The sequence below is a fragment of the Nioella sp. genome (assembly GCF_965215655.1).
Taxonomy (GTDB): domain Bacteria; phylum Pseudomonadota; class Alphaproteobacteria; order Rhodobacterales; family Rhodobacteraceae; genus Nioella.
The window spans coordinates 2,140,648-2,154,215 of record NZ_OZ244111.1; the positions used below are offsets into that span (position 1 = coordinate 2,140,648).

Annotated in this window: 11 protein-coding genes; 7 read left to right on the top strand and 4 right to left on the bottom strand. The window is 63.5% G+C overall.

Annotated elements, in window-relative coordinates:
- The first annotated feature begins 6 nt into the window (after positions 1 to 6).
- Both ACOOEX_RS10665 and ACOOEX_RS10670 read left to right on the top strand, forming a co-directional pair.
- On the top strand, positions 7 to 426 hold the full coding sequence (locus ACOOEX_RS10665; RefSeq protein WP_420394819.1) for an acyl-CoA thioesterase: 420 nt from the start codon (positions 7 to 9) through the stop codon (positions 424 to 426).
- A 2-nt stretch (positions 427 to 428) separates the two neighbouring features.
- Positions 429 to 1,352, top strand: coding sequence for a ketopantoate reductase family protein (locus ACOOEX_RS10670; RefSeq protein ID WP_420394820.1), 924 nt, complete (start codon positions 429 to 431; stop codon positions 1,350 to 1,352).
- On the opposite strand, the gene ACOOEX_RS10675 is transcribed toward ACOOEX_RS10670, so the two are convergent.
- Entirely contained in the window at positions 1,349 to 1,738 is a 390-nt protein-coding gene (locus tag ACOOEX_RS10675; RefSeq protein WP_127558864.1) for a carboxymuconolactone decarboxylase family protein, read from the bottom strand. The two genes, ACOOEX_RS10670 and ACOOEX_RS10675, sit on opposite strands and share 4 nt — an antisense overlap.
- A gap of 252 nt (positions 1,739 to 1,990) precedes the next feature.
- Here ACOOEX_RS10675 and ACOOEX_RS10680 point away from each other — a divergent pair, with 252 nt between their 5' ends.
- Positions 1,991 to 2,959 (top strand): LysR family transcriptional regulator, encoded by a 969-nt coding sequence (locus ACOOEX_RS10680; protein ID WP_420394821.1) that lies wholly within the window; start codon positions 1,991 to 1,993, stop codon positions 2,957 to 2,959.
- Between the two features lies 1 nt (position 2,960).
- On the opposite strand, the gene ACOOEX_RS10685 is transcribed toward ACOOEX_RS10680, so the two are convergent.
- Positions 2,961 to 4,484 (bottom strand): trimethylamine methyltransferase family protein, encoded by a 1,524-nt coding sequence (locus ACOOEX_RS10685; RefSeq protein WP_420394822.1) that lies wholly within the window; start codon positions 4,482 to 4,484, stop codon positions 2,961 to 2,963.
- A gap of 181 nt (positions 4,485 to 4,665) precedes the next feature.
- Between ACOOEX_RS10685 and ACOOEX_RS10690 the strand changes: the two genes are divergently transcribed.
- Both ACOOEX_RS10690 and ACOOEX_RS10695 read left to right on the top strand, forming a co-directional pair.
- Positions 4,666 to 7,101, top strand: coding sequence for a GcvT family protein (locus tag ACOOEX_RS10690; protein ID WP_420394823.1), 2,436 nt, complete (start codon positions 4,666 to 4,668; stop codon positions 7,099 to 7,101).
- Between the two features lie 130 nt (positions 7,102 to 7,231).
- Positions 7,232 to 7,885 carry a L,D-transpeptidase gene (locus tag ACOOEX_RS10695; protein ID WP_420394824.1) on the top strand — a complete coding sequence of 218 codons (654 nt, stop codon included), beginning with the start codon at positions 7,232 to 7,234 and terminating at the stop codon, positions 7,883 to 7,885.
- A gap of 12 nt (positions 7,886 to 7,897) precedes the next feature.
- On the opposite strand, the gene ACOOEX_RS10700 is transcribed toward ACOOEX_RS10695, so the two are convergent.
- Together ACOOEX_RS10700 and ACOOEX_RS10705 are read right to left on the bottom strand one after the other, a co-directional pair.
- Complete coding sequence (locus ACOOEX_RS10700; RefSeq protein ID WP_420394825.1) at positions 7,898 to 8,254, bottom strand: hypothetical protein; 357 nt, start codon at positions 8,252 to 8,254, stop codon at positions 7,898 to 7,900.
- Between the two features lie 83 nt (positions 8,255 to 8,337).
- Complete coding sequence (locus ACOOEX_RS10705; RefSeq protein ID WP_420394826.1) at positions 8,338 to 9,264, bottom strand: LysR substrate-binding domain-containing protein; 927 nt, start codon at positions 9,262 to 9,264, stop codon at positions 8,338 to 8,340.
- A gap of 206 nt (positions 9,265 to 9,470) precedes the next feature.
- Here ACOOEX_RS10705 and katG point away from each other — a divergent pair, with 206 nt between their 5' ends.
- Together katG and ACOOEX_RS10715 are read left to right on the top strand one after the other, a co-directional pair.
- Positions 9,471 to 11,636, top strand: coding sequence for a catalase/peroxidase HPI (katG, locus tag ACOOEX_RS10710; RefSeq protein WP_420394827.1), 2,166 nt, complete (start codon positions 9,471 to 9,473; stop codon positions 11,634 to 11,636).
- Positions 11,637 to 11,783: 147 nt separating this feature from the next.
- On the top strand, positions 11,784 to 13,562 hold the full coding sequence (locus tag ACOOEX_RS10715) for an autotransporter assembly complex protein TamA (RefSeq protein WP_420394828.1): 1,779 nt from the start codon (positions 11,784 to 11,786) through the stop codon (positions 13,560 to 13,562).
- Positions 13,563 to 13,568 lie beyond the last annotated feature (6 nt).

The window sequence follows — 13,568 nt, forward strand, 5'->3', positions numbered from 1 at the left end:
AACCCGATGCTGACCAGCCGCCGGACCGTGCAGATCGAATGGGGCGATTGCGACCCCGCCGATATCGTCTTCTACCCGCGCTATTTCGCCTGGTTCGACGCCTCGACCGCGCATCACTTCAAGGCCGCGGGCCTGCCCAAGCCGGACCTTGTCCGCCGGTTTCAGGTGGTTGGCTTTCCGATGGTCGATACACGCGCGACATTCCATGTACCGTCCAGCTATGGCGACGAGGTGGTGATCGAGACCACCATCACCGGCTTTGGCCGGTCCAGTTTCGACGTGGCACACCGGTTGATGCGGGGGGATGTGCTGGCCGTGGAAGGGTTTGAAAAACGGGTTCTGGTGCGCCGGAAGGACGGCGGCGGGATCACCTCCTGCCCGGTGCCGGACGAGGTGCGGGCGCTGTTTGGCGCCGCAGGAGGATGACGATGCGGATCGCGGTTCTGGGGGCGGGCGCTATGGGGTCCGTCTATGGTGCGCGGCTGGCGCGGGCCGGGGCGGAGGTGACGTTGCTCGACGTGAATGACGCCCATGTCGCGGCAATCAACGAAGGCGGGTTGCATGTGGCACTGGATGAGGGCGACAGCATCCACCACCTGCCCGCGATGCGGCCCGAGGCCTTTCGAGGCCCTGCAGATCTGGTACTCCTGTTCACCAAGGTCTTTCACACGGATGAGGCGCTGACATCGGTCAAGCCGCTGCTGGCCGATGCCCATGTTCTCAGCCTGCAAAACGGCGTCGGCAATGTGGACCGGATCGCCGCGCATATGACCCGTGATCGCATCCTGATAGGCATGACGATGACACCCGCCGAGTATCTCGGCCCCGGTCGGGTAGCGTCCCACGGCGCGGCCACGACCGATCTTTTCAGTGCCAGCGGGCAGGATCTGCAATTCTTGCACAAGATTGCGGCGCTGATGGACAAGGGCGGCATCACCGCGCGGCTGGAACCCGATATCGACGTGGCGATCTGGGAAAAGGCCACGTTCAACTGTGCTCTCAACCCGATCTGTGCCCTGTCCGGCGGCACGCCCGGATCGGTCGGCGCGTCAGAGGCCGGGCGCGGGCTGGCCGCGTCGGTGGTGGCAGAGGCGATTGCGGTGGCGAAAGCCTCTGGCGTCAATGCCTCGCTGGACAAGGTCACCGCGATGATGGAGCACGCCTTCGCCCACCATCTGCATCATGAACCATCCATGTTGCAGGACCGCATGGCCGGGCGGCGCACCGAGATCGACGCGCTGAACGGTGCCGTGGTGCGCATCGGCGACCGTCTTGGCGTCCCGACCCCGGCCAACCGGATCGTCACCGACCTGATCCGCCTGACCGAAGACTCCACCCGCTACCGTGCCTAAAGCTCGCCCGCCTCTTCCAGAACCTTGCGGGCAGCGCGGAAGCATTCCAGCGCCTGCGGCACGCCGCAATAGATCGCGACCACGTGGATGATGGCGCGGATCTCTTCTTTTGAGACACCGTTGTTCAGCGCGCCCCGGCAGTGCAGTTCCCATTCATGCATCTTGCCAAGGGCCCCGATCATGGCGAGGTTCATCATGCTGCGCGTCTTGGGGTCGATCGCATCATCACCCCAGCCAAAGCCCCAGCACCACGCGGTCATTGCCTCTTGAAAGGGCCGGGTGAAACCATCCGCGGCGGCGAGGTTCTTTTCCACATACTCCGCGCCGACCGTGGCCTTGCGCTGTTCCAGACCTTTCAGGAACAGGTCTTCGTCAAAAACGCTCATTCTCTCGTCCTTGTTTTGAGGCACTTTGTATCCGGCCACTTCAGCCCGCAGAACGGCGATTCCGCAAGGCGAATATCCTTCACCTCCCCTGTGCCCCCAACCGCGTCGGCTGTATTGTTCCCGCCTTCCCGCGCAGTCGGCGTCCGAGACCAGACGGATATGGGGCCGGCCCCGATCACTGGTGAAACTCTGCCATTGCCGAAGGCGCAATGCCTCTCTAGCTTCGACATATTCGAATGTCGGGGACCACGAATGGAACGTAGCAAGCTCAGCCTCAAATGGCTGGAGGTCTTTCAGGCGGTGGCTCGCAGCGGCTCTGTTCAGGCGGCGGCGCGGCGGCTGGAAATTTCGATCAGCACCGTGTCGCACCACCTGGCCTGCCTTGAGGATGCCGTGGGCGTTGCCCTGATCGACCATGGCAAGCGTCCGATGAAACTGACGCAAGAGGGCGACATCCTGCTGGCCCGTGTCGATGACTCGCTGATGCTGCTGCGCAAGGGGATTTCCGAGGTCTGGTCCAAGGACCCCGCCGCGCTGATCCGGTCGCTGCGCATCGCGATGATCGAGGATCTGGACACCGAGGTCACCCCCGCGCTTGCCGCCAGCCTGTCCGCCGCCCTGCCCGCCTGTTCCTTCTCGTTCCTGTCACGCCCCAGCCATGACATCCTGACGCTGCTGCAAAGCGACGAGATCGACCTTGGCATTGCCTCCGCCGCCGAATTCCGCGTGATGCGCCTGACCGAAGCCCCGCTCTTGCGGGACCCCTACGTGTTGGTCGTGCCCAAGGGGCGCAAGGACTCGGCCGGGGAGTATCTGGGGGCGCGGGTCGATCTGCCCTTCCTGCGCTATTCGCGCAAACAGCTCATGGGCCGCCGGATCGAGGCACAGTTGCGGCGGCAAAGGATCGACCTGCCCTCGCGGCTGGAGTTTGAAAGCACCCCCGCCATCCTGTCGCTGATCGCCGCGGGCGAGGCCTGGACTGTCACCACAGCCCTGAACGTGGCCAGTTCCGACCGCCATCACGACCGGATCGCCATCATGCCGCTGCCGGGTCCGGGCTTTGCGCGGCGGCTGTCGATCTTTCGGGCCGAGGATCTGCCCCAAAGCCTGTTCGAGACACTGGATCGCACGCTTCGCCCCTTGCTCCAAGACCGGATCATCGCGCCGATGGTGGCCGCGCATGCGTGGCTGGCGGATGAGTTCAGGATTCTGAACCAGTAGGTCAGTTGCGGATCACGCCGGAAAACAGCGCCCTGATCTCTGCGTCACGTGCGGGCGACAGGTATTGCGGATCGTGGTCGGAAAGGATCGTCCGAACACGGGCCCTGGCCCGCGCCCACATATCCGGCGCGCCCTTTTCCGCCCAGGTCATCGGCGCGTCCCGGTCGGCAAGCTTGGGGTAGAAATAGTCCCGTTCCATCGCCGCATGGGTCTGATCCGCGCCCAGAAAATGCCCCTCTCCCATCACCACATCGCAGATCGTATCAAACCCGAGCGTTTCTTCGCTGACCTCTACCCCGCGCAGCATCCGGTAGATGGCGGCGTGCATTTCATTATCGATCACGAACGCCTCGAAACTTGCGCCAAGCAGCGAGGCCGTCATGCCCGAGCTTTCATAGATCAGATTGCCCCCCGCCAGCCCCGCGGCCAGCGCCGTCAGCCCCTTTTCCATGCCATATTGCGCGTCGATGGCCTTGGCATCGGTCATCGAGGCAGCGACGCCCGACGGCAAGCAAAGCCAGTTCGACAGCTGCGCCGAGGCCGCGTTCATCACCGCGATTTCTCCGCCCCCGCCTGCGAACGCCCCGGTGCGCAGGTCGATGACCAGCGGCCAGTTGGAAAAGACCATGGGATGGCCGGGCTTCAGCGCGTGAACCATGACAAGGCTTGCCAGGGTTTCCGCAAGCGATTGCGCAAGGAACCCCGCCAGCGTTGCCGGGGCCGTGGCGCCGGATTGCGCGGCGGTGATGCAGGACATGGGGATGTTATGGGCGATACATTCATAGACCACGTCCACCGCATCCTCGCCGAACCGCATGGGCGAGATCACGGGGCTGATATGCGCCTTGACGAAAGGTCGCTTGCTGAATGCGCCCTCCCCGCCTGACACCACATCCAGCATCTGAACGATCGGGGCCACGTGATGGGCCAGCGTAAAGGAGGTCGCCACCGGTTTCGTGGTGTTGCTGACCAGTGCATGCACCGTGTTCATGTCGAGCGAAAACTCATCCGGCATGTCGGTCGCCACGCAGCAGCGGGTGAACCAGCTGACATTGGGCAGAACGTCCTGCAAACGGGTAAAATCGCGCAAGTCCTGCAATGTGGAAGGGCGATAAAGCCCGGTCTCCATGTCCAGCGTCTGAACCGCTGCGCCCCCGGTTCCGAAATGGACGGCATCGCCGCCCACTTCGATGGATCGCGCCTCGTCCTGACCGTGCAGGACAAAGCGTTTCGCGGCGCGGGCAATGGCGTCTTCGGTCAGGGCGCGAGGGATCAGGACACGGCCGTTTGCTGCCTCGACCGCGCCTACCGCCAGAAGATCGCGGCGCAGACGGTCAGGGACCTCGCCCATGCCAAGCTCTGCCAGCAGGCGCAGGGCGGTGTCGTAGATCGCCCGCAACTCCGGGTCCGTCAGCGGCGCATATTGTCCGCCGCGCTGCCCCGGAGGACAGGGGTTCGCAGGGCCCCTCGCCCGCGCCGCCAACCGGTCGCGCCGCCCGCCTGATCGCCTGCCCGCTGGCTGCATGTCATCCGCTCCTGTCCCGCCTGGCACGAGCAAAGCCTCGTTGCGGACGGTCTGGCAACTCAAACCGCACGGGCTGGAGGATTTCTCAGATTTGTTTCGACTTTCTCGAAATCACGATACGGCCCTTGCCGCATGGCGCATCTGCACTGACAGTTCCGCAAACGCCAGAGGAACAAGCCCCATGAAAACCCGCACCAAGGCCGTCGTGATCGGCGGTGGCATCGCCGGATGCTCCACGCTCTACCACCTGACGCAGGAGGGCTGGACCGATGTCATGCTGCTGGAACGGGACGAGCTGACCTCCGGCACCACATGGCATTCTGCGGCGCAGGTCACCAATTTCGGGATGAACCAGACGATGGTCGGCCTGAAAAGCCATTCCATCGCGCTTTACAAGGAATTGGCCGAGGACCCGGATTATCCCATCAACTATCACCATGGCGATGGCGGCATAAGGCTGGCCAACACTGAGGCGCAAATGGACGGCTACCGCCATTTCGCCTCGATGGCGCGGGGGATGGGGGTGCATTTCGAGGTGATCGGCGCCGAGGAATGCGCCCGGCGGCATCCGCTGATTTCGACCGAAAACCTGATCGGCGGTCTCTGGGACCCTCTGGATGGCGATATTGATCCGGCGCAGCTGTGCCAGGCATTGGCGCGGCGGGCACGCAACGCGGGGGCCGAGGTGCATCGCTTTACCCCTGTCACCGGTCTGCGGCAGCTACAGGATGATACCTGGATCGTGGAAACGCCGAAGGGCGAGATTCATACCGATGTGGTGGTGAATGCCTGCGGCTACCGGGTGAATGAGGTGGGCGCGATGATGGGGGTACATCACCCCGTCATGTCGATGGAGCACCAGTATTTCATTACCGAGGAAATCCCCGGCATCGTCGAGGCGGGCCACCGGATGCCCCTGCTACGCTGCCCGATCAGCGACTATTACTGTAGGCAGGAAAAGACCGGGTTGCTGATCGGGTTCTATGAACAGGATTGCAAAACCTGGGGCATGGACGGGATCGACCCGAATTTCACCATGGATCTCTGCCCCGACGATCTGGACCGGATCACGGACGTTCTGGAAGGCGCGTTCGAGCGGATGCCCGCGCTGATGGAGGTGGGGATCAAAACCGTGGTGAACGGCCCGATCACCTATACGATTGATGGTGCACCGCTGGTCGGCCCCATCCCCGGAAAGAAAAATGCGTTTTGCATCATTGGCTTGCGGGCCGGTCTTGGGGAAGGCGGCGGGCATGGCTGGCTGCTGGCGCAACAGATCGTCCATGGCGAGGCCTGCTATGACACCTGGGTTCTGGACCCGCGCCGCTTCACCGGGCATGGCAATGTAGAGCTCTGTGCGCTGAAGGCTATCGAGGACTACCAGAACGAGTTCCGCTTCCACTTCCCTCATGAACACCGCCCCGCAGGCCGCCCTGCCAAGACCACACCGCTGACGCCGGTTCTGGCGGCGGAAGGCGCGGAGTTCACGGTGGTGAATGGCTGGGAACGGATGGAGTTCCTCAAACCCACGCCTGATTTCCGCGAAACACTCGGCTTCCGCTTCAACGAGGTCTTCGACATTGTCGCGCGCGACGTGAAGGCCGTGCAAACAGGCGTCGGACTGGCGGAAGTGAACGGCTTCAACCGGTATGAGCTCACGGGTGACGATGCCCATGATTTCCTCGACCGGATGATCTGCGGGCGGGTGACGCGCAAACCTGGCAAGGTGGCTCTTGGCTATCTGCTGAACCACCATGGAATGATCAAGTCCGAGGCGACTATTGCCAATCTGCCTGCTTCGGATCGCGGCCCGGATCGCATCTGGTACGGCTCTGCGGCGGCGGCGGAACAACATGACATGGACTGGCTGACTCGCCATCTGCAACCTGGCGAGGACGTGCAGATCAAATCGCTCACCAATGACATGACGATCCTGGTCCTTGCAGGCCCCAAAGCGCGCGACGTGCTGTCCGCCGTGTCACGCGGCGACTGGTCGGCTGAAGCTTTCCCGTGGCTGTCGGTCCGTGAATGCTTTGTCGGCATTGCGCCTGCTACGGTCATGTCCGTCAGCTTCTCGGGCGAGCTGGCCTATGAAATTCACGTCCCCAACAACCAGCTTTACGCGGCCTATCTGGCACTTCGAGAGGCGGGCAAGGCGCATGGCCTTCACCTTTTCGGCGCGCGGGCCATCGAGTCCATGCGGATGGAAAAGGGATACCTGCACTGGAAGGCCGATCTGCTGACCGAGTTTGATCCGTTCGAAACCGGGCTGGAGCGCTTCGTTAAGATGGACAAGCCTGATTTCATTGGAAAATCGGCGCTGGAGGCGCGCATTACAAAGGGTCCGACTCGCAAGCTGGTCACCTTGCGCATCGACACCGCGGATCGTCCCGCGACGCCCGGATCCTCCATCATGGTGGGCGACAGGGTGGCAGGCACTGTCACCTCCGGCGATTGGGGCCACCGGGTCGGAATGAATCTCGCCTATGCCTTCGTGGAGCCGGAGCTGGCCGCGCCCCGCACAAACCTGCATCTCGACCTGATCGGCGACATCATCGCGGCAGAGGTCATCGCCCCCTGCCCCTATGATCCGCAAAACCTGCGCGTCCGCGGCTGACAGGGGTATCGGCGAAGACATGCCACACGCAGATGTGAGGCTGTGAAGCTCTTGCAATGCTTGCCTATTGGACCGATGACACCCACATTAACGGGCTGAGACCCGGACTATTTCGAATCGGAGACGCGACATGCTCAGCAGGCGCCATTTCATCATGACGACTGCCGCCCTGTTTTCGGCCCCCATTGCCGGACCGGCCCTGGCAACGCCGGCCAATTGGGATGGATGGGATGCGCTGGTCACACCCGCCAATTACGATCCCGCCGTCAGCAACCCCTGGGGGATCGAACCGCGATTTCTGCCCACACGGGTCGAGGCAAATGCCGGTCTGACACCGGGCGATATCCATGTGGATGCGGTGGCGCGCTATCTCTACCACATTCAGGATGACGGCACCGCGATGCGTTATGGCGTCGCCATCGGGCGGAACGATCTTTATGAGCCCGGCACCTACACGGTTGGCCGCAAGGCGCGCTGGCCGTCCTGGACGCCGACTGCAAACATGATCGCGCGGGAACCGGGCGTGTATGAGCAATATGCAGACGGCATGCCCGGCGGGCCGCAGAACCCGCTCGGCGCGCGGGCGCTCTATCTTTATGTCGGACAGCGCGACACCTATCTGCGCATTCACGGCACACCGCAGCCCTGGTCCATCGGCCGTCGCGCAAGTTCCGGCTGTGTTCGGATGGTCATGGCCCATATCATCGGGCTTTACGACAATGTCGATGTGGGCGTGACCGCCACGCTTTATCCGGCGGATGACTGGGTCACCGCCGAAAGCTGAGCTTTCCTGACATCAGGTTCCCAGACCCGCCGCAGCTGCATCCGCGGCGGCTGCCTCTGCTGCTAGCCGTTCGGCTTCCGCCGCGGCGGCGATCTCTGCCGCCTGCTCGCTGCAAATGCGGCGCCCCTCGGTGGTGCGCAACGGCAGGTAGGTCGTCTCAACGGGACCGGAATAGCGATACCAGTAGCAGCCATCCTCGGGAAGGATACGCACGGACGCCAGGCTCTGCGTTGGCTCCACCATCGCGATCAGTTCCTCCGTCACCTCAACCGGCAGTCCCGGCAGGCCATCGTCTTCCGGCACCGGCTCGCCGCAGGCGGTCAGGAAGAGCAAGGCGGGTGCGACCGGAATGAGCTTTGAAATCTTCACGTTAAGGTCTCCGAAAGAATGGCTGTCTGTTGCCTGAGTTTTGCACGAACCACCGGCCCACGGCAATGCTCCTCCGGCAGGGTCTAGGCGCACGTTGTTGCGCCGGCCGCCCGTCCGGCCAGGGTTTCCGCCGATTGGCGCACCACCTCCGCCACCTCCTGCAACTGATCGGCCAGCGGCGTCGTGTTGCGCCAGATCATGCCGATCCGCCGGGACGGGCGCGGTGCGTCGAACCGGGCCAGTGACACCGATGCCGAACGGGTTTCCACCGGCACCGCCATTTCCGGGATCAATGTCACCCCAATCCCTGCCCCCACCATCTGCACCAGCGTGGACAGGGAACTGCCATCGAGCAATTCACGCGGCAGCGAGGAGTTGATGTTGCAAAAGGACAGCGCCTGATCGCGAAAACAATGCCCCTCCTCCAAGAGCAGCAGCCGCATTTCGCGCAAGGTCTCTGCATTGGGAACGGGCTTGTCCGCATCGGCGCTTGGGCGGACCAGAACGAACTCCTCCGAAAACAGCGGTACCTCGGTGAAGGAGGGTTCAGACACAGGCAGCGCCACGATGGCGGTATCAAGCCGCCCCTCGGCCAATTCCTGTATCAGGCGCGGGGTCAGGGTTTCGCGCAGGCGCATGTCGAGACCGGGGTAACGGCGCGTCAGGTCACCGATGATAGTGGGCAAAAGGTAAGGCGCGATGGTCGGTATGACCCCGATGCGCAAGCGCCCGGTCAACCGGTCGCGCGACAGACGGGCGAAATCCGCCAGTTCATCCGCCCCGCGCAGGATGTCCCGCACCTTCGCCGCAACATCCTCGCCAAAGCCGGTCAGCCGCACTTGCCTTGCGTTGCGTTCGAAAAGCGCCGCGCCAAGCGTTTCTTCCAGTTCCCTGATCTGCACGGACAAGGCGGGTTGAGAAATGGCGCAGGCCTCTGCCGCACGCCCGAAGTGACCGTGCTGCGCGAGCGCCTCGAAATAGCGAAGTTGGCGGAGAGTGAAGCTGTCCATAGCCTAAAGTTATTGTGACAATCAGAAAATGCAACTTAAACAAATGGATTGCATTTGTTAGAACCATTCCAGAATATGCGCATCGGGAGGATGACGCTCTGCCCTTCAAGGACGCCGGAAAGCTCTGGCTGTCTTGATTTACAGGCGTTTTCCAGGACGGCGCGCGGCCCCGGAACACACGAGCGATTCCAGAATCGGAGGAAGAGATGGACGGAAATGACATGGGCAAATGCCCGGTAATGCACGGTGCCAACACCAAGGTGGAAACCGGCGTCACCGATTGGTGGCCGAGCACGCTGAACCTCGACATTCTGCACCAGCACGACAGCAAGACCAACCCGATGGGGGCTGATTTCAGCTATCGCGACGCGGTCAAGGATCTGGATTTCGACGCCGTCAAAGCCGATGTGAAAGCGCTGCTGCACGACAGCCAGGACTGGTGGCCGGCGGACTGGGGCCATTATGGCGGTCTGATGATCCGTCTGGCGTGGCACTCCGCTGGCTCCTATCGTCTGGCCGACGGGCGCGGTGGCGGCGGCTGCGGCAATATCCGTTTCGCGCCCCTGAACAGCTGGCCCGATAACGGCAACCTCGACAAGGCCCGCCGCCTGCTGTGGCCGGTCAAGAAGAAGTACGGCAACAAGATCTCCTGGGCCGACCTGATCCTGCTGGCGGGCACCATGGCCTATGAAGACATGGGCCTGAAAACCTTTGGCTTTGCCTATGGGCGCGAAGACCTCTGGCACCCGGAAAAAGACGTCTACTGGGGTGCGGAAAAGGAATGGCTGGCGCCGAGCGAGAACCGCTATGAAAACCTCGACGATCCTTCGACGCTGGAAAATCCGCTCGCTGCCGTCCACATGGGCCTGATCTATGTGAACCCCGAGGGCGTGAACGGTCAGCCCGACCCGATGAAGACCGCCGCGCAGGTACGTGAAACCTTTGCCCGGATGGCCATGAATGACGAGGAAACCGCAGCTCTGACCGTTGGTGGCCACACTGTCGGCAAGGCCCATGGCAACGGCGATGCAGGCGCTCTGGGGGCCGAGCCGGAAGGCGCGCCGATCGAAAACCAGGGCTTTGGCTGGATGAACCCCAATATGGGCGGCAAGGCCACCAATGCGGTGACCTCCGGCGTCGAGGGCGCATGGACGACCCACCCCACCAAGTGGGACATGGGCTATCTGGAGCTGCTGTTCGGCTATGACTGGGAACTGACCAAATCGCCCGCCGGGGCCAACCAGTGGAAGCCGGTCAACGTCAAGGAAGAGCATCTGCCCGCCGATCCGACCGACCCGTCGAACAAGGGTATCCTGGTCATGACCGACGCCGACATGGCGATGAAGGTCGACCCGGCCTATAACGCGATCTGCCAGAAATTCATGGCCGACCCGGCCTATTTCGACGATTGTTTCGCCCGCGCCTGGTTCAAGCTGACCCACCGGGATCTTGGCCCCAACACCCGCTATGTCGGCCCCGATGCCCCGGCGGAAGAGCTGATTTGGCAAGACCCGGTTCCCGCTGGCAACTCCGGCTATGATGTTGACGCTGTAAAGGCCGACATCGGGGCGGCTGGTCTGTCCGTGGCCGACATGGTCGCCACCGCATGGGACAGCGCCCGCACCTTCCGCCAGTCCGACTATCGCGGCGGTGCGAACGGTGCCCGCATCCGCCTGGCCCCGCAGAAGGATTGGGAAGGCAACGAGCCCGCTCGTCTGGCAAGCGTTCTGGCCGCGCTGGAACCGATTGCCGCCAAGCATGGCGCGAGCGTTGCGGACGTGATCGTTCTGGCCGGCAATGTCGGTGTGGAACAGGCCGCCAAGGCCGCTGGCGTTGACGTTTCGGTGCCCTTCGCGCCGGGTCGGGGCGATGCAACGGACGAAATGACCGATGCCGCGTCCTTCGATGTGTTGGAACCGCTGGCCGATGGCTTCCGCAACTGGGTCAAGAAGGACTATGCCGTAACACCGGAAGAGCTGCTGCTCGACCGCGCGCAGCTGATGGGCCTCAGTGCCCATGAGATGACCGCGCTGATCGGTGGTATGCGGGTCATGGGCACCAACCATGGTGGTTCCTCGCATGGCGTCTTCACCGACAATGTCGGCGCGCTCAGCACGGATTTCTTCGTCAACCTGACCGATATGGGCTTCAAATGGGTTCCGTCGGGCAATGGCACCTATGAGATCCAGGACCGCGCCTCGGGCGAGACGAAATTCACCGCGACCCGCGTGGACCTCGTGTTTGGCTCGAACTCGATCCTGCGCGCCTATGCCGAGGTCTATGCACAGGACGACAACAAGGAGAAGTTCGTGAATGACTTCGTTGCCGCCTGGACCAAGGTGATGACCGCGGATCGCTACGATCTGGCCTGATCTGACCGGCTGACATGAATGGGCCGCGCGTCGTTATCCAGCGATGCGCGGCCTTTTTGATGGGCACGGGCGAAATGTTGCCCGCCAGGCGCGCGGCGCGCGTTGTTTCCATTCAGCTTTGCCGGGCCGCCCTATAAGTTAACAGACATGCGCTGCCTGCCGATTCTCCTGCTATCCGCTGCCGCCCTGACCGCCACCGGTCCGGCGCGCGCGGATGTTTCGCTTCAGGTGATCGGCGCGGACAGCGCCTTGCAGGAAGACCTGACCGCCGCCTCCCGCCTGATGGCCATCGAAGACGCGGCCACCCTGCCCGCGCAGGATGTAATTGCCAGCGCAAGGTCAGACTATTCCCGCCTGCTCGCGGCGCTTTACGAGCGCGGCTATTTCGGCCCCGAGATCTCCATTCGACTGGACCGGCGCGAAGCTTCCGACATTTCCCCGTTCCGCGCGCCTGCCCCCATTCAGGACGTGGTAATAACCGTCACTCCCGGCAGCCCCTTCCGCCTTGGCCGGGCCGAGATCGGGCCGCTGGCCCCCGGCACCGAATTGCCCGAAGGGTTTGCCCCCGGAGCCACCGCAGGCACCCGCGTGCTGCGGCAGGCGGCAGAGGCGGGCATCACCGCCTGGCGCGCCGAGGGGCACGCGACCGCTGCCATCGCCAGCCAGCAGATCACCGCACGTCATGCGCAGGCGGAACTGGATGCACAGATCACGCTCGACCCCGGCCCCGTCGCGCTCTTTGGCCAACTGATCCCGCAGGGGAACGAACGAATGCGGCCAGAGGCCATTGCCCGCATCGCGGGCCTTCCGACCGGTGCCCGGTTCGACCCCGAAACGCTGGACAGGGTGGCCGGACGGCTGCGCGACACAGGGGCCTTTACCTCTGTGGCCCTCATGGAAGGGAATCTCGCCCCCGACAACAGCCTGCCCATCGAGGCCGATCTGGTCGAGGCCCCCCTGCGCAGGCTTGGCTTCGGGGCGGAACTGTCCTCGACCGAGGGCGTGACGCTCTCCACCTACTGGCTTCATCGCAACCTCTTTGGCGGGGCAGAACGGCTGCGCCTTGACGGAGAGTTCAGCGGGCTTGGCGGCGAAAACGGCGGCTTCGACGCGCTGGCCTCAGCCGTCTATTCCATTCCCGCAGTGCTGACCCCCGACACGCGGCTCAGCTTCGGCGTGAGCGTGGAACATCTCGACGAGGTAACCTTCACCCTCGACAGGATCGACCTGGAGGCCGGGCTGGAACACCGGTTTTCCGACACCCTCAGCGGGTCGGTTTTCGCGGAACTCAGCTATGGGCAGATCACCGACGCGTTTTCGGCCCGCGATGTGACCATGCTGTCGCTGCCCGTGGGCCTGACATGGGACAGCCGCGACAACGTGTTCGACGCGCGCAGCGGCTGGTATGTCGACGCAACCCTGACCCCCTTTGCCATGGCCGAAGGGTCGGGCGGCGCGCGGTTCACGGCGGATGCGCGCGCCTATTGGGCGTTCGGGCAGACCAGTGGCACCCGTCTGGCCGCGCGCCTGCAACTGGGCACACTGGATGGCGGTGCGATCAATACCCTTCCCCCCGACTGGCTGTTCTTTTCCGGTGGGGCCGATACGGTACGCGGCCAAGGTTACCAGTCGCTCGGCGCGATGCAGGGTGGCGTGCTGACCGGCGGGCGCAGTTTCTTCGGCTCATCGCTGGAACTCAGGCAGGATCTGTTCGGCAATTTCGGCGCGGTGCTGTTCGCAGATACCGGCTATGTCTCCTCCGGTCCTTACTGGGACGCGGGCGGCAGCTGGCATTCCGGCGCCGGAATCGGCGTGCGCTATGACACCCCGGTGGGGCCAATCCGGCTGGATTTGGCGACACCGGTGAGCGGCGATGGCGTGGGCGAAGACCTGTATTTCTACATCGGCATCGGACAGGCGTTTTGATCCGGG

Bases quoted from the DNA above. Each gene is read 5' to 3' on its own strand.
- ACOOEX_RS10665 (WP_420394819.1), top strand. From the start codon at position 7: ATGCTGACCAGCCGCCGGACCGTGCAGATCGAATGGGGCGATTGCGAC.
- ACOOEX_RS10670 (WP_420394820.1), top strand. From the start codon at position 429: ATGCGGATCGCGGTTCTGGGGGCGGGCGCTATGGGGTCCGTCTATGGT.
- ACOOEX_RS10675 (WP_127558864.1), bottom strand. From the start codon at position 1,738: ATGAGCGTTTTTGACGAAGACCTGTTCCTGAAAGGTCTGGAACAGCGC.
- ACOOEX_RS10680 (WP_420394821.1), top strand. From the start codon at position 1,991: ATGGAACGTAGCAAGCTCAGCCTCAAATGGCTGGAGGTCTTTCAGGCG.
- ACOOEX_RS10685 (WP_420394822.1), bottom strand. From the start codon at position 4,484: ATGCAGCCAGCGGGCAGGCGATCAGGCGGGCGGCGCGACCGGTTGGCG.
- ACOOEX_RS10690 (WP_420394823.1), top strand. From the start codon at position 4,666: ATGAAAACCCGCACCAAGGCCGTCGTGATCGGCGGTGGCATCGCCGGA.
- ACOOEX_RS10695 (WP_420394824.1), top strand. From the start codon at position 7,232: ATGCTCAGCAGGCGCCATTTCATCATGACGACTGCCGCCCTGTTTTCG.
- ACOOEX_RS10705 (WP_420394826.1), bottom strand. From the start codon at position 9,264: ATGGACAGCTTCACTCTCCGCCAACTTCGCTATTTCGAGGCGCTCGCG.
- katG (WP_420394827.1), top strand. From the start codon at position 9,471: ATGGACGGAAATGACATGGGCAAATGCCCGGTAATGCACGGTGCCAAC.
- ACOOEX_RS10715 (WP_420394828.1), top strand. From the start codon at position 11,784: ATGCGCTGCCTGCCGATTCTCCTGCTATCCGCTGCCGCCCTGACCGCC.